The sequence below is a fragment of the Haloarcula sp. CBA1115 genome (assembly GCF_000827835.1).
Taxonomy (GTDB): domain Archaea; phylum Halobacteriota; class Halobacteria; order Halobacteriales; family Haloarculaceae; genus Haloarcula; species Haloarcula hispanica.
In genome coordinates this window covers 1530157-1553632 of sequence record NZ_CP010529.1, presented here as the reverse complement: position 1 = coordinate 1553632, position 23476 = coordinate 1530157, and the positions used below count along the sequence as shown (strand labels likewise).

Genomic DNA, 23476 nt, shown 5'->3' with positions numbered 1-23476 from the left:
GGTCGTCACGCGACGGACTCTGTCGGGTCCTGCCGACAGTGCGGTGTGGAAACAGATGGACACAGTTATCCCGAGCGACGGATAACGCGAGGGCAATGACTCACGTACACATGGACACGGTGGTAGCATGCGCGTAGTCGCCAAGTTCGGTGGGACGAGCCTCGGGAGCGGCGACCGCATCAACCGGGCCGCTGACTCGATTGCTGCGGCCGTCCAGCAGGGCCACGAGGTCGCGGTCGTCGCCTCGGCGATGGGCAACACGACCGACGAACTGCTCGACGAGATCAACTACGACGCCGACTCCGCGGACCGCGCCGAAATCGTCTCGATGGGCGAACGGACCTCCGTTCGGATGCTCAAGGGCGCACTCGCCGCCCGCGGTATCGAGGCCGTCTTCCTCGAACCCGGCAGCGAGGACTGGCCGATCATCACCGACGAGTACGGCGAGGTCGACGTCGAGGAGACACAGAAGCGTGCCCACGCGCTGGCCGGCCAGCTCAAGGACGTCGTCCCGGTCATCACCGGCTTCCTCGCCGAAGATTATCAGGGCAACGTGACGACGCTCGGCCGCGGCGGCTCCGACACGAGCGCCGTGATGATGGGCGACTACATGGACGCCGACGAAGTCGTCATCGTCACCGACGTCGAGGGTGTCATGACCGGGGACCCGCGTGTCGTCGAAGGCGCTCGGAACGTCGGCAAAATCTCCGTCGACGAGCTCCGTTCGCTGTCCTTCCGCGGGGCCGAGGTGGTCGCGCCGTCGGCGCTATCATACAAGAGCGACGACCTCGGCGTTCGCGTCGTCCACTACCAGCACGGCGACCTGCTCTCCGGTGGCACGTCCATCGAGGGCGAGTTCCAGAACCTCATCGACCTGCAGGAACAGCCAATCGCCTGCGTCACCGTTGCCGGCCGCGCTATCCGGAACAGCCCGGGCATCCTCGCGGACCTGTCAGGCGCTATCGCCGACGAGGAGATAAATATCGAGGCCAACTCCTCGGGGATGGACTCGCTGACGTTCTACGTCGACGAAGACGACGCCGAGGAAGCCGAGGCGCTGCTGCACGCCCGTATCGTCGACGACGAGACGCTCTCGTCGGTCACCGTCGAGGACGATATCGCCGTCATCCGTGTCACCGGCGGCGATCCGAGCCAGTCGGCGCTCGCCCATCAGGTCGTCGAACCGCTGGCCGACGCGCACATCCACCTCTACGACGTGATTACGTCCGCGACGTCGGTCTCCGTGTTCGTCCCGTGGGAGGACCGCGAACAGGCCCTCTCGCTCGTACAGGACGTATTCTGATCGCTGGGTACTTGTTAGTCGGTTGAGGAGGCCTGCTCGAACCGGCTCGCGGGCAGCAGGAGTTCGCTGACTTCGGGCAGGTGTTTCAGGTTGTAGACGATTTTCGCGTCGTCAGACACCGGTGCGGCGATACACGAGAGCCGAATCCCCTTCTCGGTGAGGTCCGGCGGGAGAATGTGGCTCGCCGGCGACGGCATCTCGCCTTCGACGACCGCGACGGCGCAGTTCGTACACGCGCCGCCGCGGCAAGCAAAGGGCCACGCAAAGCCGTTCTTCTCGGCCGCTTCCAGCAACGTGTCGTTCGGATCGACGTAGAACCGCCCGAAATCAGACGACCGCAAGTTCGCGTCGGCGGCTTTCTCGAACAGATCCTCGTCTTCGAGCGCCCAGCCGTGGTCCTCCAGCACCTCGAAGTTGAGAAACTCCACCAGCGGGTCGTCCGGTTCCGGCGGGGCTTGCTCGGTCTCGGACCCGGGTTCGCCCGTCGGTGACTCGTCCGGTAGCGGGTCCCCGGGCTCGTAGCCGTTCTGCAGTCGCTCGTAGGCGTCTTTGACCGCCTGGAACTCCTCCGTCGAGCCGCCCTGGTCCGGGTGGGCTTCCTTCACCCGCTCGCGGTACGCATCGACGATCTCCCCGTCGTCCGCGTCCGGCGGAATTCCGAGGACCTCGAATGGGGACTCCACACCACACGGTAGCGGTCACGGACATAAATTCCCTCCTCCCGCTGCAGTTTCTGCAGGCTGCCGGCGACAGGCGACGTCCACTCCCTGTGGCTACCGGCCCTGCGTCAACCGGAAGCCGATTTGCCGCGGCAGGTCAGCGTCGGTAACCGCGTCGATGACCTCGCTCGTGTCGTAGGCCACGCGGTGCTCCTCGACAGTCAGGTCCGCGAGGTCGAGCACGGCGTAGGCTGCCCGGTGGTCCTTGTCGCGGGCTGGCCCACGCTTCCGGGGTTCATCACGATGCCGTCCTCGTACACCTCGTGGTGCTGATGGTGTGTGTGCCCCATCACGAGTACGTCCTCGTCGCCCAGCAGGTCCGGGCCGAATTCCTCGGGGAACGTATAGTGGTCCGGGTCGTCCGGGTGGCCGTGGACGAGTTTTACCCGGCCGTCACACACGCGGCGCTCGTCGGGCAGCGCCGCCAGCCACTCGATCTGCTCGTCGGATAACTGCTCCGTGGCGTGTTCGACGCCGGCCTGGGCCATCCCGTTGAACGCGAACGGCGTCTCGGCGGCGACCGCCCTGTCGTGGTTGCCCATCACCGTCGGGACTTCTTCGGTCGGCCAGGGAACGTCTGCGGGGAGCCCGTCAGTGTGCCCCCGCATCGCGTCGACACAGTCGGCGTGCCAGGGGTTGTAGCCGACCACGTCGCCCGCACAGACCAGCCCGTCAACCGGCGGCATATCCGCAAGCACCGCCGCTAGCGCCACCCGATTGCCGTGGATATCAGAGAGGATGCCGAGTTCCATTGCTAGTGTCTACCCCCTGTGGGGTCTTGAGTGTCGGTCCTGGCTCAGTATCTGTGTCCGCTGCGTGGCCATCTGCTCACTCCCCGTTGTACACTGCCACGTCGAACTCGCCCGCCGACCCCGCGACGCCGGCCGAACAGACGGCGTGCTCGTACTCGTGGTCGTACACCTCGCGGGCCACCTCGCCGGCCTCGGTCGCAGCCAGGTCGAACGCCGTCGGGCTGTTCTCCTCGTAGGTCGCCACCAGCGTCGGCTCGGTGACCTCCTCGACCAGCAGCGCGTCTCGGCGGACGGTCCCGATGACCGCTCCCGGCCCGTCGGCGTTGGTCGTCGGGTCCGCCCCGTCGACGCCGACGATGCCGGCGACCCGTGGCGTGTCGTAGTCGTCCTTCTCGAAGTCGAGCGAGAGGAGCGGCTCCGCGATAGCGTCCCGTGCCGGATAGCCGAGTTCGAGCTTCTCCGCGATTGGGTCGACGTGGGAACCGTTCCCGACGACCGCGCCGCGCTCGGTGACGCGGACGCCGTTGTAGGAGATGTATGGGTTGTCCGTCTCCGGGGCGTCCGGCGTCGGCTCGACGGTCACCGTGCCGTCGCGCTGTACTGTCTGGCGGTTGGGGAACGAGCGCGAGGAGACGCGGTACGCGCCGACCTCGGGACTGACGACGACGAATCGTCCGACGTACATACGCGAGTGTGCACGGCACCCCGAAAAAGCGCTGTCGATGTTCGGCTCCGCGGGGTTCCACCTGAAGTGAGAGTGGGGAGCAGATTTGAGGGCTGGTGGCATACGCCATACGGCGATGAATCGCGCAACGCTTACAAAGGGGCACCCGATACTGTAGAGTGCACACAGTCCATTGGGGTAGAGGCCAATCCTGAAGCCTTCTGGGGGCTTCGACCCTGGTTCGAATCCAGGATGGACTATTTCTGTGGCGAGCAAACTCGCGAGCCGCGAAATCGTAATTACTGATTCGAACCCCGCCAGTCGCGCACAGCGAAGCGAGCACGTCTGGTTCTGGTTCGAATCCAGGATGGACTATTCTTGTCGCGAACAACCCGTGAGCGACAGCGTCGTGATTAGTGGACTCGAGTCTTCCACTGGTTCGAACTCATGTGGGACGGGCTTGACACACATCTGGCAAGCGCCGGCTTGCCCGTGGCTACTTGTAGCTTCCTGCCAGAGAGAACATATGGCACCGACGCACGTCCTCGTCCCGCTGGACGGCTCACCGCTGGCTGACGAGGCGCTGACGTACGCGCTGGAGACGTTCGACTGTCGGATTACGGTCCTGAACGTCGTCGCGCCGCTCGATACCGGGATGAGCGAAGGCGGGATGCTCGAACCGGACGAGGACCGCCGGGCGGCGGCCGACGAGCGGGCCGCGAATCTCGTCGACCGGGCGTCACAGCAGGCCAACGAAGTCGGCCGGCAGGTCGAGACAGCCGTCGAGACCGGTGATCCAGCCGAAACGATTCTGGACTACGTCGAGGAGGTCGACGTGGACCAGGTAGTGATGGGTGGTCACAGCGAGACGCGAAACGAGATCGCCAGGCGGTTGCTCGGGACCGTTGCGACGGCGGTCGTCAGCGAAGCCCCGGTGACGGTGACGGTCGTCCGGTAGTCGTCGACCCGGACAGCACGCGGGAGCTTTTCACGCTTGGCTGCCGAGGGCCGCTTCCAGAACCTGATACACGCCGTAGCCGAGCACGACGCTGGTGACGAGTGTGATGAGCCAGAACCCGACAGTCACGCCAATTTTCCGGCGCGAGACGCCGGCGGAGCCGCCAGCCAGGCCGCCGCCGATGACCCCGGAGATGATGATGTTGTTGAACGAGATGGGGATGCCCAGCGCGATGGCGGCCTGTGCGATGATGAACCCGGGAACCAGTGCGGCGATTGAGCGCCGGACGCCCAGCTGTGCGTACTCGCGGGAGGTCGCCTGTAGCAGGCGAGGCGCGCCCATCCACGCCCCGCCGAGGATGCCCACCGCACCGAGTGCCAGCAACACGAACCCGGGCAGGCCGAGTTCGGTGCCGTAGAGGTTCTCCAGCGGGCCGGTCGCGAGGCCGACCTGACTGCCGCCACTGGAGAAGGCGACGACGCTGCCGAGAACGACGAGAAAGGTCTTGATGCCCTTGTCGACGGAGGCCTGGGTCTGCCGGCGGATGTAGTAGAAGCTCCCGGCGGCGACCAGTAGCGTCGCGGCGACAGCCGCGATGTCCGTTCCGGCGGCCATCGCGGCGAAGCCGGCCAGCGAGCCCTGGTCAGTGCCGGTCGGCGACGGGATGATACTCAACTGGACGTTGGCGACGATACCGCCGACGACGCCGGCGAGTAACGGGACGCCGACCGTCTCGGGGATGTCGTCCCGGCGCAACACGGTCGCGGTGAGATAGGCCAGGCTCCCCGACACTGGCGGGACGAGCAGCCAGAACGTGATGATGCGGCGGTAGGTGTCGAAGACCGGCTGACCGCCCAGCGAGAGCCCGACGCCGACCATCGCGCCCGTCGTCGCGAACGCCGCTGGAACGGGGTAGCCCGAGTAGATCCCGAACGCCATGAACCCCGTCGCGGTCAACAGGCCGGCAATGGCTGCGAGCGATGTGATGGCGACACCGTCGATGAGGCCGGCTCCGACTGTCTCGGAGATACTCCCACCCTGGGTCAGTGCGCCCAGCGCGGCGAGGATGCCGATCATGAAGGCGGCGCGCATCGTCGAAATGGCGTTCGCGCCGATAGCCGGGGCGAAGGGCGGTGAGTTGCTGTTCGCACCGAGTGTCCAGGCCGTCACCAGCCCGGTGAGCGTCGCGAGGGCGACCAGCGCCCCGAAGACGACGGTAGTCACCGCGTGCTGGGCCCCGTCAGGGCCTGCCAGTTGCTGCTGTGTGAACGCGACCAGATTGTCATTGCCAGCCGTTCACACCCAGTACATAAAATGTCCGCGGCGTCGGTATCGACAGCCGATCGGCCCGCCTTGCCATGATTTGTCGCCGATGTGGCTAATGTGCGACACCGAAGTCTTTAACGCCTATCGACACCGCTGGTGGGACATGTCACAGCGGAGACGCACGTTCATCAGTAGTGTTGGTACCGCAACTGCAATCGGGTTAGCCGGATGCCTCGGTGGCGATGGCGGGGACGGTGACGGAGGCGACGGCGGGGACACCGACAGCGACGGCGGGGACGGCGGCGACAGCGGCCCGGCCGCTCGTGTCGGAATGGTGTACGCGACGGGCGGGCTCGGTGACGGGTCGTTCAACGACCAGGCTCAGACCGGCGCTATCCGAGCGGCAGACGAGCTGAGTATCGAATACGACGAGTCTCAGCCGGAAGCGGTACAGGACTTCGGCAGCCTCCAGCAGCAGTACGCGCAGTCCTCGAACCCGGACTACGACCTCGTCTGCTGTATCGGCTTCCTGCAGGCGGACGCCCTTACAGAAACCGCCGAACAATACCCGGACCAGAACTTCATGATCGTCGACTCCGTCGTCGAGGCGGACAACGTCGGCTCGTACGTGTTCGGTGAGCATCAGGGCTCGTTCCTCATCGGACTGATGGCCGCGAAGCTGACCAGCCAGGACTTCTCGGCTGGAGCCGGATCCACGCAGGGTGACTCCGCGAGCGTCGGTTTCGTCGGCGGCGTCGAGGGTGACCTCATCGGTCGCTTCGAGGCCGGCTACAAAGCCGGCGTCAAGCACGCGGAGGAGGACGTCGAGGTACAGTCGGCCTACGTCGGCGACTTCAACGACCCTTCCGGCGGACAGGAGGCGGCCCTCTCGATGTACGAATCCGGCGCGGACATCGTCTTCCACGCGGCCGGCAACACCGGAACCGGCGTGTTCCGTGCGGCGCAGGAGGCGGGGCGCTTCGCAGTCGGCGTCGACCGCGATCAGTCAGTCACGAAAGAGAACTTCAGTGACGTCATCCTCGCGAGTATGGTCAAACGCGTCGACAACGCGGTGTACACGTCGGTCGAATCCGTCGTCAACGACAACTTCGAGGGCGGTGCCGTGAACACGCTCGGTCTCGAACAGAACGGTGTCGAAGCGGTGTACGGCCAGCAGCTCGGCTCGGAGATCCCACAGGGCGTCAAAGACGAGGTGTCCGAGGTCCGCCAGAGTATCATCGACGGCGACATCAGCGTTCCGACTGACCCCGACAACGCCTGAGACGGATCGTTAAAGCGATTTGCCGATCTGTTCCGCCCCCGCGGTCGGAATTATCCGAAAATAATATACAACAATCCGTCCGAGTCACCGTGGCCACACACGCGGTTGCCGCATATTTTTGCCAGACATGTGGAACCGTGAAGTTAAAACAACGGGAAGGTAACGGCTCAGAGTATGGAACAGGCCGTCCACCTCGATGGTATTACAAAGCGGTTTCCGGGGGTAGTCGCGAATGACGACGTCGATCTGGCGGTTGAGAAGGGGACGGTTCACGCACTGCTCGGCGAGAACGGTGCGGGAAAAACCACCCTGATGAACGTCCTCTACGGGCTCTACCAGCCCACCGAGGGGACGGTCAACGTGCACGGCGAGACACAGCAGTTCGACTCGCCGCGCGACGCCATCGACGAGGGTGTCGGTATGATCCACCAGCACTTCATGCTGGTCGATCCGATGACCGTCACCGAAAACATCACGCTTGGGAACGAGCCCCGCAAGTGGCTTGGACTCACGGTTGACAGTGAACAGTCCCGAGAACAGGTCCGTGAACTGTCCGAGCGGTACGGGTTCGACGTGGACCCCGACGCTCGCATCGAAGACGTCGGCGTCGGCGTCCAGCAGCGCGTCGAGATCCTCAAAGCGCTCTACCGCGGCGCAGACGTCCTGATTCTGGACGAACCGACGGCAGTACTCACGCCACAGGAAGTCGAGGACCTCTTTCGCGTGCTCGAAGAGCTGACCGACCAGGGCAAGACGATTATCTTCATCACGCACAAGCTCGGCGAGGCGATGGAGGCTGCCGACGAAATCACCGTCCTGCGCGAGGGGAAAAACGTCGGGACGGTACCCGCCGACGATATTACTCGGGAGGAACTGGCCGAGATGATGGTCGGCCGGGAGGTGCTGCTGGATCTCGACCGGGAGCCCGCCGAGCCGGGCCGGTCTATCCTCGACGTCGATGACCTCGTCGTGGAGGACGACCGGGGCGTCCGCGCGGTCGACGGGATTTCGCTCGAGGTCCGGGCCGGCGAGGTACTCGGTATCGCTGGCGTCGACGGGAACGGCCAGTCGGAACTGGTCGAAGCGATCACCGGGCTCCAGATGCCTGACGAGGGGACGATAACGTACGACGACGTCGACCGGACCACCGACAGCCGTCGGGAGCGCATCGAGGCCGGGCTGGCCTACATCCCGGAAGACCGACAGGAGCGGGGACTGGTGATGGACTTCGACCTCGTCGAGAACGGCCTGCTGGGGAGCCAGCACGCGGCCGACTACACCTCGAAGGGGCGCATCGACTGGAACCACACGCGCGACCACGCGGAGGAGATAATCGAAGAGTACGACGTTCGGCCGCCGGATGCCAACGCCCACGCCAAGTCCCTCTCCGGCGGGAACCAGCAGAAGTTCGTCGTCGGCCGGGAGTTCGCCCGGGACCCGCGTCTCGTCGTCGCCTCCCACCCCACCCGTGGCGTGGACGTAGGGTCGATGGAGTTCATCCACGATCAGATCAACGCGCTCCGCGAAGCAGGACGGGCCGTGTTGCTCATCTCCTCGAACCTCGACGAGGTCCAGTCGCTCTCGGACCGTCTCGCCGTCGTCTACGAGGGCGAGATCGTCGACATCGTCGACCCCGAGCGCGTGACCGAGGAACAGCTCGGACTGCTGATGGCCGGGCAGCAACCTGACGCCGTCCCGACCATTGCGGCGAACGGGGAGGGTCACCAATGAGCGACGACGGCCCGTCGCGGAACGGCGACGACCCGCCGGCACCGGCCTCGGACGACCGATGGTCACAGTACCGGCAGCGACTCATCAGGCTGGGCCAGACTTCCGTCGGCGAGCGGATTCTCATCGCCGTCTCGGCGCTGTTGCTCTCTCTCGTCGTCGGGACGATTATCGTCACCGCTGCGGGACTGATGGCGACGTGCCGGTCGCCGGTCCTTACCTTCGGTTCCACGACGCTGTGCTACGACCCGTTCTACGTGTTCAACCGCCTGTTCCTCGGCGCATTGGGTGACCCCTTCACGGGCGGCTGGTCGCCGCTGAACGCGCAGTTCGCGGCGACGCTTCGGGAGACGACGATTCTGGTGTTCACCGGACTCTCGGTCGCCTTAGCCTTCCGTGCGGGCATCTTCAACATCGGGACGCAGGGCCAGCTCATCATCGGCGCGCTGGCGGCCGCACTGACGGTGTTGTGGGCCGGCTCGCTGGTCTCCGGAACAATCGCCCTCGTTCTGTTCATCCCGCTCGGGCTGCTCGCCGGCGCAATCGGTGGCGGCCTCTACGGTGCGATACCCGGCGCGTTGAAAGCTTACGCCGACGCGAACGAGGTAATTACCACTATCATGCTCAACTTCGTCGCTGTCCGGGTCTCGCTGTATCTCGTCCGGAACCACTTCGCCGACCCGACGAGCCAGGCGACACAGACCCGAACACTGCCCGTCGAGGGACAGTTCCCCTCGATCCTGTTCGACCCGCGGACGGACTTCTCGCTGCTCGCGCTCCTGATTGCGCTCCTGTTCGTCGGCGGCGTCTACTACCTGCTCGAACACACGGCCTTCGGCTACGACCTGCGGACCGCCGGCATCCAGCCCGCGGCCGCGGAGTACGGCGGTGTCGACTCCGCACGGACCATCCTGACGTCGCTGACGCTGTCCGGTGCACTCGGTGGTATCGGCGGGGCCGTGTTCGTGATGATGACGCTCGGGAAGTTCCAGACTGGCATCCCGAGCTACGGCTTCGACGGGATCACCGTCTCCATCCTCGCCGGCAACAACCCCATCGGGGCCGTCTTCGCCGCGCTCCTGTTCGGCGTCCTCAAGTCCGGTTCGAACGTGGTGGCGTTCGCGACTAACGTGCCGCCACAGCTGGTCGGTGTCCTGCGCGGGCTCATCATCCTGTTCGTCGCGATGCCGGAGTTCTTCCGTATCATCGGTCGGCGGCTCGCAAGGGGACAGCGCGACAGACAGGCCACCGCGACCGCGGGAGGTGGTGCCGATGACTAACGACAGCGCCATGGAGCGACTCTCGTCGATGTCAGGCCGGCTGTTCATCGCCGCCGCGGCGTTCCTCCTACTGGCCGTCCTCGCCGGATTCGGCCTCCTTGCGCCGGCGTCGACGCCCGGTCAGATATTCTGGGTACTGGCCTCGAAATCGACGCTGTCCTCGACGCTACGGCTCTCGGTCCCGATCGTGCTGGCCGCGCTTGGCGGCATCTTCGCCGAGAAGAGCGGTATCATCAACATCGGGCTCGAAGGCCTGCTCATCATCTCGGCCTTCGCAGCCATCTTCGGGGCCGACGCCACCGGCTCGCTGTGGCTCGGGTTCCTCATCGGCATCGTCGCGTCGACGCTGCTCGCTGCCGTGTTCGCCGTCGTCTGTATCGAGTTCCGCGCCGACCAGATCATCGCCGGCCTGGCCGTCTGGCTCATCGCGCTCGGCCTCGCGCCGTTCGCCTCGCAGGTGTTCTACGGCGGGCCGAACACCAGCAACGTCGGCACCTTCGATACGATAACAGTCCCGGCGCTGGCCGACATCCCGTTCTTCGGCGCGCTGTTCGACGCCTCGCCCGCGGTGTACATCATGTTCCTCGCCGTGGCGGCGTCGTGGTACGTGCTGAACCGCACCACCTTCGGCCGCTGGGTCCGGGCCGCCGGCGAGAACCCGAAGGCGCTGGACACCGCCGGCGTCGACGTGTCCCGCGTCCGCTACGCAGCCGTCCTCCTCTCCGGCGTCCTCTCGGGGATGGGCGGGGCCGCGCTGGCCATCAACATCGGCCAGTTCACCGGCAACGGCCCGACGATGGTCAACGGCAAGGGGTTCATCGCCATCGTCGCCTATCTGTTCGGCAACTACAACCCGGTCGGCGCGCTGCTGTCGACGACGCTGTTTGCCGGCCTCGACGCCGTCCAGTTGCGCCTCCAGACAGCCGATGTCATCGCCGTCCCCGATTCACTGGTCCAGGCCATTCCGTTCGTCGCCGTCATCGTCGTCCTCGCCTTGGTGGGCAAAACCCGCCTGCCAGAAGCCGCTGGCGAGCACTACGAGTCCGGCGAGGAATGAGCTAGACACAACCTTCTCTGGACTTGTTTCTGCCCGCAGCAGTTGATCAAATGCGAACAGCCAGAAAGCCCCCGCACTATCGACTCCCGCGGCTTGCTGCGCCCTTCACTCACTGCGTTCGCGCCAGTGCTTGCTGCGCCGGGGTTCGCCGATGGTGCGGCCCCTTTCAGTCCCGCCCAGCGTGGATTGGCCAACCGGCTATGGGTGGGGATGAAAGGGGCGAGGCGCTGGGCGTTCGAGATCGTCCGAAAATCTTCGATTTTCGGGATGATGAGAGAGCTCTGCTCTCTCGGACCACGACACAAGCACCGCAACGAAGTGAGGAGCGAGGGACCTGCGGTCCCTCGGAACGTGCGAACGGCGTTCCGCGCCGTGAGCAGAGAGCGCAGCGAGTCGCAGGAGCCCAGCGCCTCGGGACTTTCTGGTAGCCACTGGAAGAGAATAGTCCAATCCTAGCCGAACACTCATGTGCGCGGCAGGCACAGGACGAGGTAGCAAATGTCGCGCCGATATGACCACGCCCGGGTTCAAGAGTACTGGCAGCAGGCTTGGGAGCGAGACGGAGTGTTTGAATGCCCCACTGACGCCGAGGACCCGACGTACGTGCTGGGGATGTTCCCTTATACCTCTGGCTCGTTGCATATGGGACACATCCGGAACTACGCCATCACGGACGCGTCTGCTCGGTACCGGCGGATGGCCGGCGACGACGTGCTTCACCCGATGGGGTGGGACGCGTTCGGCCTGCCGGCGGAGAACGCGGCCTACGAGCGGGACACGGACCCCGAGTCCTGGACTCGGACGTGTATCGACCAGATGAAAGCCGACCTCCGGGAGATGGGCTTTGGCTACGACTGGTCCCGGGAAGTCACCACCTGTGACCCCGAGTACTACCAGTGGAACCAGTGGCTGTTCACCCAGTTCTACGACGAGGGACTGGTCGACTACGGCGCGGCGACGGTGAACTGGTGTCCGGACTGTGAGACAGTGCTTGCTGACGCGCAGGTCGAAACGCCGCCGGAAGCTGATGAAGGCGAAACGACTGCCGGCACTGGCCACAGCCACACCCACGGCGGCGTCTGCTGGCGCTGCGGGACCGGCGTCGAGCAACGCGACCTCGACCAGTGGTTCTTCGCCATCACCGACTACGCCGAGGAGCTGTATCGCGGGTTGGATGACCTGGAGGGATGGCCCGACGGCGTTCGGGACAGCCAGCGCAACTGGATCGGTCGACAAGAAGGTGCTCGCGTCGCCTTTTCGGTCGACCACGACGACCACGACACTGTCGAGGCGTTCACGACGCGACTCGACACGGCGTACGGCGCGACGTATCTGGCGCTGTCGCCGGGCCACGACCTCGCGCGAGCGCTGGCCGAGACGGACGACGCCGTCGCCGACTACGTGGAATCAGTGGCGAGCACGGATGACGCCGGGATGAGCGGCGTCGAGACGGACCTCACCGCGACCCACCCCTACACCGGCGAGGAACTGCCGGTGTACGTCGCGGCGTACGTGCTGGACGACGTGGGTACGGGCACGGTGATGGGCGTCCCCGCTCACAACGAGCAGGACCACGCCTTCGCCGACGAACACGACCTGCCCGTCGAGCAGGCTGTCGAACCGGTCGACGGAAGCGGAACGGACCTCCCGCACGCGCCGTACACCGGTGACGGGATGCTCACGGACAGCGGCGAGTACGACGGTCTCGCCAGTTCCGCCGCCCGCGAGCGCCTGTGCCAACACGAGGCCGCCGAGTCCGCAGTGACCTACCGCCTGCGGGACTGGCTCATCTCCCGCCAGCGCTACTGGGGGACGCCGATTCCCATCGTTCACTGCGACGACTGCGGCCACGTCCCGGTTCCGGAAGACGACCTGCCGGTGGAACTGCCCGACTACGTCCAGACGACCGGCAATCCCCTCGATGCGGCTGAGGAGTGGAAGCAGACGACGTGTCCCGACTGCGGGGCCGACGCGGTGCGAGAGACGGACACGATGGACACGTTCGTCGACTCCTCGTGGTACTTCCTGCGATACTTGTCGCCGCATTTCGAAGATGCCCCCTTCGACCAGGAAACCGCCGACGAGTGGCTCCCGGTCGACGTGTACGTCGGCGGCGAGGAACACGCAGTGCTGCACCTCCTCTATATACGCTTTTTCACCCGCGCGCTGTCGGACATCGGCCTGCTGGACCGGGAAGAACCGGTCGAGCGGCTCATCAATCAGGGGACGGTGCTTCACAGCGGCGAGAAGATGTCCAAATCGAAGGGCAACGACATCGCGCCCCACGAGTACGGGGCCGAGACGACGCGGCTGTTTGTCCTCTCGGCGGCCCACCCCTCCCAGGACTTCGAGTGGACCGTCAAGGACGTCTCGACGGCCTACGACTTCCAGCAGACGCTGTACCGACTTGTCACGGAGTACACTGACAGAACCGAGACACGGACCGAAAGCACCGACCACGACGCGTACCTGGAGCGGGAAATCGACCGGACTATCGCGGCCGTCACCGAAGAGTACGACCGGTTCCGGTTCCACCGCGTCATCGGCGAGCTACAGCGGTTCGCCCGGCTGCTGGGGCGCTACGCGGGCTACGACCGGCCCTACCAGTTCGCCTACGGTCGCGGCCTGCGGGTGCTCGCCGGCCTCGTCGCGCCTATCGCCCCCTTCCTCGCCGAGGAGATGTGGCAGCTGCTCGACGAGGACGGCCTCGTCGCCGAGAGCCGGTGGCCAGAACCGCTCCGTGACGTGGACGACTACCGCATCGAGCGCCAGGTCGTCCGGCAGACCCTCGACGACGTGCGCGAAATCACGGAGGTCGTCGACATCGAGGCGCCGAACGAGATCGAACTCGTCGTCGCCGCCGACTGGAAGTACCGCGCCTACGAGATCGCCCGCGAGTCCGACCCCGGCGACGCCATCGTTGGCGAGATCATGGCCGACGACGACATCAAACAGCACGGTGACGCGGCCGCCGAGTTCGCCGACCGGCTGGCCGACCGCGGCGCGGGACTGGAACCGATTATCGACGGCGAACGCGAACTCGACACGCTCCAGCAGGCCGCGTGGCTGTTCGAAGACGAGTTCGGCTGTGACGTTGTCGTCCGGCGGGCCGCACCCGACGACGACCTCGCGGCCAAGGCGCGACCAAACAAGCCCGCGATCCACATCTCCTGACTACTCGGTCGCGGCCGCCGTTTCCGCCTGGGCGGCCTCGTGGGCGCCGGTCACTGCGTCGACCAACTTCTCCCGCTGTTCGTGGTGTATCAGGTGCGAGCGGCAGTCACAGTCCGAGCAGCCGAAGGCGTCGACGCGGTCGAACCCTTTTGCCGCCGGCCCGTCGACCCGTTTGGCGACGGCGCACTCGACGTCGGCCTCGGTCGTGACGACCCGGTCGACGGTCGTCGCCGCGTCGCCCAGCAGGTAGTCGATGTGCCAGTGCCGGGTGTCGTTGTCGCCGGCGGCGACGGCGCGGTGGCGGTCAATGCGGCCGAAGCCGCCGCTGCCCAGCGCACTCCCGGTGTAGGCGTACCAGCCCGCCGGGAACTCGATTTCGCCCAGCGCGCCGACCTCGATTGGCCTGCTGGTGTCCCGTTCGAGAACCAGCGTGTAGGTTCCGCCAGGCATGTCCCCTCAGGTCCCGATATCGGGGTCAGCGGCGAGTTCGCCGAACCCGTCGATACGGAACGGCCGGGAGTCGGTGCAGTCCTCATTTTCAGCGGCGAGTTCGCCGATGACCCAGTTGAACTGGCGGTCGAACCCGTCGTAAGGCGCGTCCGCGAGCAGGTCGGTGACGCGGTCGCTCGTCAGCTCCTCGTCGTACTCCTCGGCGAAGTCGGCGATGTTCTCGGCGGCCGTCTGTGCGATTTCGTCATCGGTCTCGTCTGCGAACGCCGCGGTGAGGGCGTCGGTCAGTTCGGACATACGCGACATAACGCGACGATGCCACCTATGCGTTCTGAAACAGAGGGCTGTCCGAGCGTTTCTTGTGTTGAGAGCGACAATATCGGCACAATGAAGCCGTTGCGACAAAGCCCAACCGTGGTCACGCTGGCGGTCATCGGTGCTGTGTTCCTCGCACAGCAGGCCGTCGGCGTGGTGACCGCCCCGCGGAGCCTGTTCGCCCTCTCGCCCCCGCTGTTCAGTCGTCCCTGGACACTCGTCACCAGCGTGTACGCACATGCTGGCCTGTCGCATCTCATCGCAAACGCCGTCGGAGTGGCGCTCGCCGGTGTCGTCCTCGAACGCCGGACGTCGCCGCTCCGGTTCCACGCCTTCTTTGTCTCGACCGGCGCGCTCGCCGGCGTCTCACAGGTTTCGATTACCAGTCTCGTCGGCCCGCTGGTCCCCGGGATGGTCAGCCACGTCTCCGTGCTCGGGGCCAGCGGCGCGGTGTTTGCCCTCTTCGGCTACCTGCTCGCTGCCAACCGCCTGACCGACACTGTCATCGGGGGCTTCGAACTCGCGCCGCGCGTCCAGTTGGCGCTGGCCGGCATTGTTGCCGCCGCGATCACCCTCGCGACCGCAAACCCTGGCGTCGCGCTCATCGCACACTTCACCGGCCTTTTGCTAGGGTTCCTTGCCGGGCGCGTCCACCTGCTGCGGCCGACGGACTCGTCACAGACGCCCGAGGCCGCCAACTACTGAGCAGCACGTCGTTCCGAGACAGCTTCGCCACGCCCGTTCTGATAGGACGCTGCTGATACAACTGGCCCCACACTTCGTAGGTGCCTGGTAACAATATGTACTGAGTGCGTAGCGCAGTGTATGTGGGACAGTGACATAGAAACGGCCGACCCACCGCTGGGGAGGTGTCCGGTCTGTGACGTGAGGATTCCCGCAGCGAATCTCGTCATCGCGTACGACACGGCCGGCGACTGGCCGCGGATGCTCGCGACGTGTCCGGATTGTGAGGGCGCGGTGAATCCGGTGTGATTCCTGCTGGAACAGACATGACAGAAACCGTGGACGTGAATATACATAGACACGCCGAAGCGGCCGCCTATATGTGTAACAACCACCGATTAGGTGCGGTATACTGTTGTTTCGACCAATGATACCAAGGCCAGACAGGGTGAGTGACAGTGGGGTCATCGAGCAGCGATAGCCCCCCGCTGCCCCAACGGAGCGACACCGATAGATTACGACCGACGGACGCCGGCCGATACCTCGACACGCTCGTGTTTGCGGTCCGCGGAGTCTGGACCGTGACGCTCGTCGGTGTCCGACCGTTCGCGTTCTGGGGAGCCGTACTACTGCCGCTGTTGTATCTCCCGTCGCTCTACGGCGTCGGCACCGGACAGGATACGGCGCTGTTCCTCGAACTTGTTGCCTGGCACGTCGCTTCTATCGTTCTCGGACACGGGCATACGCCCTTCTGGAGTCGATAACTCGATACGCCTGGGTTCACCAGGATCATTTGATATTCCGTCACACTTCCACACTCCACTCGAAACAATGGGGGTATGGTGACGGTTCACGACCGGTTTGTCAACCAACGAAAACCTGCTCGTCAAGCCGCTCGGTGGCTGTCTCGGCCAGCGTCTTGAGGTTCACTGTATCCTCCCGGTTGTACGACACCAGCGTTTCGAGTGCACCGTCTCGGCCCTGTTCGTGTTCCCGCCAGAGCCGCACCGCGTCCCGGCCAGAGATGTCCGGTCGGTCCCGTTCGATGCCGATGTCCTGCTCGACCTGCTTGAGGCCGCCGGAGAGCCCGATTTTCTTGCAGGTGTACATCAGGTCCAGATGTGGGCGGTCGAGATTGACATCGAAGTTCGCTTCGAGGAAGGGCACGTCGAATCGCTTGCCGTTGAACGTCACCAGCAGGTCCGCGCCGTCGAAGGCGGCCCGGAGGTTCTCGGCGGTCAGGTCGTCACCGGCGATGAGCGTCTGCGTCTCCCCGTCCTGATGGAGGCTCACCGTCGTCACCTGATTGCGGTCCTGATCGAGTCCGGTCGTCTCGATGTCGAAGAAACAGGCCCGCTCGCGGAAGGTCTCGTACAGTCGCCAGCGCTCGCTGCTGGGAAACGCGTGGTCGAAGTAGGACACGTCGGTCTCGGCCACGCGGTCCCGCCCCTCGTCAATGAACTGTTGGATTCGGTCGCCGCGCTGGCCGCCGACGACGGACGGTTCGAACTCGTCCCAGTGAGTCACGCCCTGCTCCCAGATGGACCGCTCGGTCTTCTCCCCGACGCCGTCGGTTCCGATGAAACTGTTCTCGACGCGCACGCTCTCGGGTACAGGTTGGGCTGTATGTAAGCCCGTCGGTGCGCGTGACAGGCCACCGGAGCGTCATGTCCGACCCCGCCTAATGTCCACACATCGGAAGGATGCTGTTGTACACTGATTGACTTTCCACGGAGACGACGACTGTGCTATCGCAGCTATCACACACTGACTGGGGCCGGCCGAACGTCCGCTCACAGAACGGACAGACGAACCGTACCGGGTCCGGGGTTTCGGATAGGGGCATGGCTTCGCAAGGAGTCCCGTATATGAGTAGCCAGCCGCTATGTGTATGCTACGCCCCCGATTCTATTGCTACCTGTATAGTTGCCCTTCGTTGTGGGCGCTGCTGACGAGCGAAAGCACGAAGCCGAGCGACGCCACAGAGTAGCCCATGACGACGTTTCTGCTCGCCACCAACTCGGTCCACGTCACTGCGGCCGCCGCTGACTACCTCCAGAAGCGCCTCGACCCGGCAGCTGATGACGACGTCATCGTGGTCGCCGTCCGCGACCCCGATGCACCGTCGCGCGACGCGGGCGACGCAGTCAATGTCGCCCGGTCGCGGCTTGCATCGTTCATGCCCGCAACAGAAACAAAGGACGGAGAGCCAGTAACGGAGATACTGGCGGCTATTGACGAGCACGACCCGGACGAACTCCTCATCGGTCCCCATCGCGGAACCGACGACAGCGAGGGCGTCGGGTCGACGGCCCAGGAAATCCTGGCTCGGGTCGACCGCCCAGTCATCGTCCTCCCGCTTCCCTAGCGAGAGAACAGGCCATCGTCCTCGAAGGTCAGACCGAGGTCGACATCGAGCAGGTCCTCGGCCATCGCGGCGACGGTCGGTGCGACATCGGAGTTGGGGTCCGTCGCAAGTGGTCTGGGCGCGCCCGCGCCGATGTGCGGAACCGTGTGTGCGGCGTCCTCGACGGGTTCGCTGTCATCGCCGTGGACACGCGTCGCGACGACGGCTGTGGCCGGCGCACCGATGTCTCGAAGCCGGCCCTGCTGTCTCGGAAGGAGGTCGCCGCCGCGCCGGCTGGCCGGCACCACGAGCGCCCGCCGCTGTGCGGTCGTGGCAGCGGCGACGGCCTGATTCGACGCAATCGGCGGCACGTCGAGCAGGACGTGGTCGAACCGGCCGGCCACCTCTTCGATAGCCCGTTCGAGCGTCTGTGCGCTCTCGGCTGACTTCGCTCGCGCGAGGCGCTCGAACGGCGCGTGGGCCGGACAGAGCGCAACCCGCCCGTCGGCGTCGATATCCCACTCGAACAGCGCGCTGTCGACCGGCACGTCGCCGACGGCCACCGCAGTCACGTCGGCGTCGAGCCGCCCGTCGACGTACGTTGCCAGCCCCTGCGTGCCGAAGGCCGCGTCGACGACGGCGACGGACCGCCCACCCCGGGCCAGCGTCGCCGCCGTCTCGACTGTCAGCCTGGTCGTTCCAGCCCCACCGGTACACCCTATGAACGCGAGCGTCGGAACCCCCATGCGTCGCTGTTGGATTATCTTTCGATAAAAAGATACGGAATTTTACGCCTGTTCGGCCACGATATCGTCCTCGATGTCGTCTAGTTCGTCGTCGGAGAGGTCAGGACGGTCGTTGACCAGCGCGTGGATCGGCCGGCCGCCGTCGTCTTCGAACCGCGGGATGATGTGGCCGTGGACGTGCGGGACTTCCTGGCCGGCCGCCTCGCCGTTGTTGAACGCGACCGTGCTGGCGGGGCGTCGACGGCCGCCTCGACGGCGGGGACGAGTTCGTGCAGGGTCGACAGCACCTCGCCGGCCACGTCGGCGGGCGTGTCGTTCAGCCGTTCGTGGTGGGCCTTCGGGATGACGAGCGTGTGCCCCGGCGAGAGGGGATTTGCATCGAGGAACGCGAACACGGTGTCGTCCTCGTAGACGGTTCGGCTCGGGATGTCACCGGCGACAATCTGGCAGAAGATGCAGTCCTCGCTCATGGTCGTCCCTGTGTCCGGCGGTCACAAGAAGGTTCTAGGTGTCATCGACACTGGTGACCGTGTCGGCGATGGCCGCCGTGTACTCGTCGTAACTGTAGCCCAGCCGCGAGAGCCAGACCTCCTGATACGAGGGGTGGAGCAGCGGGACCACGGGAACGCTCAGCGCCTCGCTCTGCAGCGGGTCGAGCACGCTGTCGAGAAACCCGTCGAGGCTGTCGTCGTCCAGCGCCAGCACGGTCTTCGTCGCGTGCTTGCCGGTGGTCAGCACCGCCGCTGGCTCGATTGCTTCGACTTCCTCGACGAGGTAGGGGCGGCAGTTCGCCAACTCCGCGTCGGTCGGGTCGCGGTTCTCCGGCGGATGGCACTTCACGGCGTTGGTGTAGTAGCAGTCGTCGTGGCCGAACCCGGCGTCGGCGAGCACCTGCCGGATTTTCCGGCCGGAGCGCCGCGAGGTGTAGGCCATCCCGGTCAGGTTGCCGCCCCGCCACTGCTCGGCTTCCGGGTCGCCGTCAGCCGGTGCTTCGCCGATGACCACGAGGTCGGCCGACGGCGGGCCGTTGCCCCACGAGATACAGGTCCGGCTCTCGGCGAGTTCCGGGCAGCGTCGGCAGTCCTCTGTGAGGGCGTTTTGCTGCTCGTCGGTCGGGAACGCTGGCACATGCGCTGGCACGGCCGTCGGCGGCAAAGCCGTGGCGGTCGCCACCACAAGACGTTTATCGCCGGTGGCCGCTCCAGCATCTGTATGCCCTCCTACGAGTACCGCACTATCGAGGTTGACAGTGATGTCATGATCGCCGGACTCGGCGGCGAGGTCACGCCGCCGGTCGAACAACTGAACGAACTCGGAGCCGAGGGGTGGCATGTCGCCGCTCCGCTCACAGACAAGACCGGCGAGACGGTCAGCTTGCTCCTCCAGCGTGAGCGCGAGCCCTGAACAGCACACATACAACCGATTGTCCTTTATTGGAGGCGGCGAATGTGCCGGTATGGAACGTTTCGCCGCTGTCGACGACCAGTACAACCCCGACGCCGTCGAGGACGGGGTCTTCGAGTACTGGGACGACGTCGACGCCTACGAGCAGACGAAGGCCCACCGGGCCGACGGCGAGGACTACTTCTTCGTTGACGGGCCGCCCTACACCTCCGGCGCGGCCCACATGGGGACGACGTGGAACAAGACCCTGAAGGACTGTTACATCCGCTACCTGCGGATGCAGGGCTACAACGTCACTGACCGGCCGGGCTATGACATGCACGGCCTCCCCATCGAGACGAAAGTCGAGGAGCGCCTCGACTTCGAGAACAAGAAAGACATCGAGCAGTTCGGTGAGGAGAACTTCATCGAGGAGTGCAAAGACTTCGCCGAGGAGCAACTCGAAGGCCTCCAGACGGACTTTCAGGACTTCGGCGTCTGGATGGACTGGGACGACCCCTACAAGACGGTCAACCCCGAGTACATGGAGGCCGCCTGGTGGGGCTTCCAGCAGGCCCACGAGCGCGGGCTGGTCGAGCAGGGCCAGCGCTCCATCAATCAGTGCCCGCGGTGTGAGACCGGCATCGCCAACAACGAGGTCGAGTACCACGACGTTGGCAAGCCGTCGATTTATGTGAAATTCCCTCTGGCGGACCGCGAGGGCGAGCGGAGCGAGACCTCGGAACGAGCGAGCGGTGAAACCGCGAGCCGCGAGGGCAGTCTGGTCATCTGGACGACGACGCCCTGGACAATCGTCGCCAACACCTTCGTCGCCGTCGACGGTGACCTCGACTACGTGGGCGTCGACGCTGAGAAAGACGGTGACACCGAACGGCTCTACGTCGCCGAGGCCTGCGTCGAGGACGTGCTGAAGGCCGGCCGCTACGACGACTACGAGGTCGTCGAGGAACTCACCGGCGAGGAGATGGTCGGCTGGGCGTACGAGCACCCGCTGGCCGAGGAAGTGCCGGACCACGCGCAGGGTGAGGGCTCCGGGCAGGTGTACACCGCCGACTACGTCGAGGCCGACCGCACGGGCCTCGTCCACTCCGCGCCCGGCCACGGTGAGGAGGACTTCGAGCGCGGACAGGAACTCGACCTCGAAATCTTCTGTCCGGTCGGGAGCGACGGCGTCTACACCGACGACGCGGGCAAGTACGCAGGGACGTTCGTCCGCGACGCCAACGACGAGGTCATCGACGACCTCGACGAGAACGGCGTCCTGCTCTCCAGTGAATCTGGCCACACCGTCCGCGAAGGGCAGTGCTGGCGCTGTGACACCGACATCGTCCGTATCGTTACCGACCAGTGGTTCATCACGGTGACCGACATCAAGGACGAACTGCTTGCGAATATCGAGGACAGCGAGTGGTACCCGCAGTGGGCGCGAGACAACCGCTTCCGGGACTTCGTTGAGGACGCGCCGGACTGGAACGTCTCGCGGCAGCGCTACTGGGGCATCCCGATCCCCATCTGGCTCCCTGAAGACTGGTCCGGTGACATGGACGACGCCATCGTCGTCGGCGACCGCGAGGAACTCGCCGAGCGGGTCGACCAGGACATCGACCCCGAAAACGTCGACCTCCACAAGGGCACGGTCGACGACCTCACCATCACCGAGGACGGCACGACCTACACCCGCGTCGGCGACGTGTTCGACGTCTGGCTCGACTCCTCCGTGGCGACGTGGGGGACCGTCGACTACCCCGAACAGACTGAGGACTTCGAGGAGCTGTGGCCCGCCGACCTCATCATGGAGGCCCACGACCAGACCCGCGGCTGGTTCTGGTCGCAACTGGGCATGAGCACCGCCGCCACCGGTGAGATTCCGTACAAGCAGGTGCTGATGCACGGCTACGCCAACATGCCCGACGGCCGCGGCATGTCCAAGTCCAAGGGCGTCCTCATCGATCCCCACGAGGTCATCGAGAAGCACGGCCGCGACCCGATGCGGCTGTTCCTGCTGTCGGTGACTGCCCAGGGCGAGGACATGAACTTCTCCTGGGAGGAGACCGCCGAGATGCAACGGCGGCTCAACATCCTCTGGAACGTCGCGCGCTTCCCGCTGCCGTACATGCGTGCGGATGATTTCAACCCGGAGGAAACCACAGTCGAGGATGTCCGGGATGACCTCGAACTCGTCGACGAGTGGGTCCTCTCCAGGCTTCAGACCGTGACCGAGGCGATGACCGACTCGATGGACGACTTCGAGAACGACAAGGCGGTCGACGAACTGCTCGAATTCGTCGTCGAAGACGTCTCTCGCTTCTACATTCAGGTCGTCCGCGAGCGGATGTGGGAAGAAGAGGACAGCGCCTCGAAGCAGGCCGCCTACGCCACCCTCTATCGCGTGCTGGAATCGGTGGCCGCGCTGTTCGCCCCGTTTACGCCCTTCGTCGCCGAGCAGGTGTACGGTGCGCTCACCGGTGATTCGGGGCACCCGACGGTCCACATGTGCGACTGGCCCGAGGTCGACGCCGACCTGCACGACCCCGCGCTCGAACGCGAGATCGAGGTCGTCCGCGAGGTCGAGGAGGCGGGCTCGAACGCCCGCCAGCAGGCCGAGCGCAAGCTCCGGTGGCCCGTCACCCGCGTCGTCGTCGACGTGGACAGCGACGACGTGGCCGACGCGGTCCGCGCGCAGGAAGCTATCATCGCCGACCGGCTCAACGCCCGCGCTGTCGAGGTCGTCGGCGCTGACGAGGAGTGGGGCGAACTCCAGTACTCCGCCGAGGCCGACATGAGCGAACTCGGCCCGGCCTTCGGCGACGACGCCGGCCGCGTCATGAACGCGCTCAACGAGGCCCGCGTCGCCGAGCAGTCACTCGATACCCTCGAAGGTACAGTACGCGAGGCGCTCGGTGAGGACGTCGACCTCACCGAGGAGATGGTCGCGTTCCGCCGCGAGACGCCCGAGGGCGTCACCGGGACGGAGTTCGCTGCGCTCGATGGCGGCGGCGTCGTCTACGTCGACACGGCGCTCACCGAAGACATCGAGAGCGAGGGGTACGCCCGCGAGGTCATCCGCCGCGTGCAAGAGATGCGAAAGGACCTCGAACTCGATATCGAGGAGCGCATCGTCGTGGACCTGGCAATCGACGACGAGCGCGTGGATTCGCTGGTCCGCGAGCACGAGGCGCTCATCAAAGAGGAGGTTCGGGCTGACGAACTCGGCGGCGTCGAGGACGGCCATCGAAAAACGTGGGACGTCGAAGGGATTGAGATGGAAATCGCGATAGCACCGGTCGCCGCGGCTGAGGCGTCGGATTAAGCGGCACGCAGTCGCGTTACAACGAGCGGGGTTTTTT

Annotated in this window: 21 protein-coding genes and 2 pseudogenes; 13 read left to right on the top strand and 10 right to left on the bottom strand. The window is 65.4% G+C overall.

Annotated features, from left to right (window positions below):
- The first annotated feature begins 127 nt into the window (after positions 1–127).
- Complete coding sequence (locus SG26_RS07710) at positions 128–1303, top strand: aspartate kinase (RefSeq protein WP_014041676.1); 1176 nt, start codon at positions 128–130, stop codon at positions 1301–1303.
- 14 nt (positions 1304–1317) lie between these two features.
- On the opposite strand, the gene fer is transcribed toward SG26_RS07710, so the two are convergent.
- The 3 genes and pseudogenes from fer to SG26_RS07695 form a co-directional block, all read right to left on the bottom strand.
- Entirely contained in the window at positions 1318–1986 is a 669-nt protein-coding gene (gene fer, locus SG26_RS07705) for a ferredoxin Fer (RefSeq protein ID WP_050037264.1), read from the bottom strand.
- A gap of 90 nt (positions 1987–2076) precedes the next feature.
- A pseudogene (locus SG26_RS07700) lies at positions 2077–2774 on the bottom strand (metallophosphoesterase family protein).
- A gap of 76 nt (positions 2775–2850) precedes the next feature.
- Positions 2851–3459 carry an IMP cyclohydrolase gene (locus SG26_RS07695; RefSeq protein WP_008307224.1) on the bottom strand — a complete coding sequence of 203 codons (609 nt, stop codon included), beginning with the start codon at positions 3457–3459 and terminating at the stop codon, positions 2851–2853.
- Between the two features lie 505 nt (positions 3460–3964).
- On the opposite strand from SG26_RS07695, the gene SG26_RS07685 reads away from it, so the two are divergent.
- Positions 3965–4396 carry a universal stress protein gene (locus tag SG26_RS07685; protein ID WP_014041672.1) on the top strand — a complete coding sequence of 144 codons (432 nt, stop codon included), beginning with the start codon at positions 3965–3967 and terminating at the stop codon, positions 4394–4396.
- Positions 4397–4426: 30 nt separating this feature from the next.
- Here the strand turns inward: SG26_RS07685 and SG26_RS07680 are convergent, their stop codons facing one another.
- Entirely contained in the window at positions 4427–5620 is a 1194-nt protein-coding gene (locus SG26_RS07680; RefSeq protein WP_050037263.1) for an inorganic phosphate transporter, read from the bottom strand.
- Between the two features lie 157 nt (positions 5621–5777).
- Between SG26_RS07680 and SG26_RS07675 the strand changes: the two genes are divergently transcribed.
- The 5 genes from SG26_RS07675 to leuS all read left to right on the top strand — a co-directional run bounded on the left by SG26_RS07675 (position 5778) and on the right by leuS (position 14183).
- Entirely contained in the window at positions 5778–6944 is a 1167-nt protein-coding gene (locus SG26_RS07675) for a BMP family protein (RefSeq protein ID WP_050037262.1), read from the top strand.
- Positions 6945–7118: 174 nt separating this feature from the next.
- The gene (locus SG26_RS07670) at positions 7119–8675 is read left to right on the top strand and encodes an ABC transporter ATP-binding protein (protein ID WP_008307228.1); all 1557 of its coding nucleotides are present in this window, start codon (positions 7119–7121) and stop codon (positions 8673–8675) included.
- Positions 8672–9952: an ABC transporter permease gene (locus SG26_RS07665; RefSeq protein ID WP_050037261.1), complete on the top strand. Its 1281-nt coding sequence runs from the start codon at positions 8672–8674 to the stop codon at positions 9950–9952. The genes SG26_RS07670 and SG26_RS07665 overlap by 4 nt, the downstream gene beginning before the upstream one ends.
- 10 nt (positions 9953–9962) lie before the next feature.
- Positions 9963–11009 carry an ABC transporter permease gene (locus SG26_RS07660; RefSeq protein ID WP_050038257.1) on the top strand — a complete coding sequence of 349 codons (1047 nt, stop codon included), beginning with the start codon at positions 9963–9965 and terminating at the stop codon, positions 11007–11009.
- Positions 11010–11507: 498 nt separating this feature from the next.
- The gene (gene leuS, locus SG26_RS07655) at positions 11508–14183 is read left to right on the top strand and encodes a leucine--tRNA ligase (protein ID WP_050037260.1); all 2676 of its coding nucleotides are present in this window, start codon (positions 11508–11510) and stop codon (positions 14181–14183) included.
- Here leuS and SG26_RS07650 read toward each other — a convergent pair whose 3' ends face one another.
- Both SG26_RS07650 and SG26_RS07645 read right to left on the bottom strand, forming a co-directional pair.
- On the bottom strand, positions 14184–14633 hold the full coding sequence (locus SG26_RS07650; protein WP_050037259.1) for a DUF123 domain-containing protein: 450 nt from the start codon (positions 14631–14633) through the stop codon (positions 14184–14186).
- 6 nt (positions 14634–14639) lie between these two features.
- Positions 14640–14930 carry a hypothetical protein gene (locus SG26_RS07645; RefSeq protein ID WP_023843470.1) on the bottom strand — a complete coding sequence of 97 codons (291 nt, stop codon included), beginning with the start codon at positions 14928–14930 and terminating at the stop codon, positions 14640–14642.
- A gap of 90 nt (positions 14931–15020) precedes the next feature.
- Here SG26_RS07645 and SG26_RS07640 point away from each other — a divergent pair, with 90 nt between their 5' ends.
- The 3 genes from SG26_RS07640 (at position 15021) to SG26_RS07635 (ending at position 16396) form a co-directional block, all read left to right on the top strand.
- The gene (locus SG26_RS07640; RefSeq protein WP_050037258.1) at positions 15021–15653 is read left to right on the top strand and encodes a rhomboid family intramembrane serine protease; all 633 of its coding nucleotides are present in this window, start codon (positions 15021–15023) and stop codon (positions 15651–15653) included.
- 120 nt (positions 15654–15773) lie between these two features.
- Positions 15774–15941 carry a hypothetical protein gene (locus SG26_RS21540; protein ID WP_014041663.1) on the top strand — a complete coding sequence of 56 codons (168 nt, stop codon included), beginning with the start codon at positions 15774–15776 and terminating at the stop codon, positions 15939–15941.
- Positions 15942–16090: 149 nt separating this feature from the next.
- Positions 16091–16396 carry a hypothetical protein gene (locus SG26_RS07635; RefSeq protein ID WP_228841578.1) on the top strand — a complete coding sequence of 102 codons (306 nt, stop codon included), beginning with the start codon at positions 16091–16093 and terminating at the stop codon, positions 16394–16396.
- A gap of 100 nt (positions 16397–16496) precedes the next feature.
- Here the strand turns inward: SG26_RS07635 and SG26_RS07630 are convergent, their stop codons facing one another.
- Positions 16497–17234, bottom strand: coding sequence for a ribonuclease H-like domain-containing protein (locus tag SG26_RS07630; RefSeq protein ID WP_014041661.1), 738 nt, complete (start codon positions 17232–17234; stop codon positions 16497–16499).
- A gap of 391 nt (positions 17235–17625) precedes the next feature.
- On the opposite strand from SG26_RS07630, the gene SG26_RS07625 reads away from it, so the two are divergent.
- Positions 17626–18000, top strand: coding sequence for a universal stress protein (locus SG26_RS07625; protein WP_050037256.1), 375 nt, complete (start codon positions 17626–17628; stop codon positions 17998–18000).
- Here SG26_RS07625 and SG26_RS07620 read toward each other — a convergent pair.
- The 3 genes and pseudogenes from SG26_RS07620 to SG26_RS07610 all read right to left on the bottom strand — a co-directional run bounded on the left by SG26_RS07620 (position 17997) and on the right by SG26_RS07610 (position 19853).
- Positions 17997–18725 carry a ParA family protein gene (locus tag SG26_RS07620; protein ID WP_050037255.1) on the bottom strand — a complete coding sequence of 243 codons (729 nt, stop codon included), beginning with the start codon at positions 18723–18725 and terminating at the stop codon, positions 17997–17999. The genes SG26_RS07625 and SG26_RS07620 overlap by 4 nt on opposite strands.
- 42 nt (positions 18726–18767) lie before the next feature.
- Positions 18768–19195 (bottom strand): annotated as a pseudogene (locus SG26_RS07615) (HIT family protein).
- Between the two features lie 34 nt (positions 19196–19229).
- Positions 19230–19853, bottom strand: coding sequence for a uracil-DNA glycosylase family protein (locus tag SG26_RS07610; RefSeq protein ID WP_044952092.1), 624 nt, complete (start codon positions 19851–19853; stop codon positions 19230–19232).
- An 84-nt stretch (positions 19854–19937) separates the two neighbouring features.
- Here SG26_RS07610 and SG26_RS07605 point away from each other — a divergent pair, with 84 nt between their 5' ends.
- Together SG26_RS07605 and ileS are read left to right on the top strand one after the other, a co-directional pair.
- Positions 19938–20129, top strand: a complete 192-nt coding sequence (locus SG26_RS07605; protein ID WP_023843467.1) for a hypothetical protein — start codon at positions 19938–19940, stop codon at positions 20127–20129.
- Positions 20130–20181: 52 nt separating this feature from the next.
- Positions 20182–23439: an isoleucine--tRNA ligase gene (ileS, locus tag SG26_RS07600; RefSeq protein WP_050037254.1), complete on the top strand. Its 3258-nt coding sequence runs from the start codon at positions 20182–20184 to the stop codon at positions 23437–23439.
- The last annotated feature ends 37 nt before the right edge of the window (positions 23440–23476 follow it).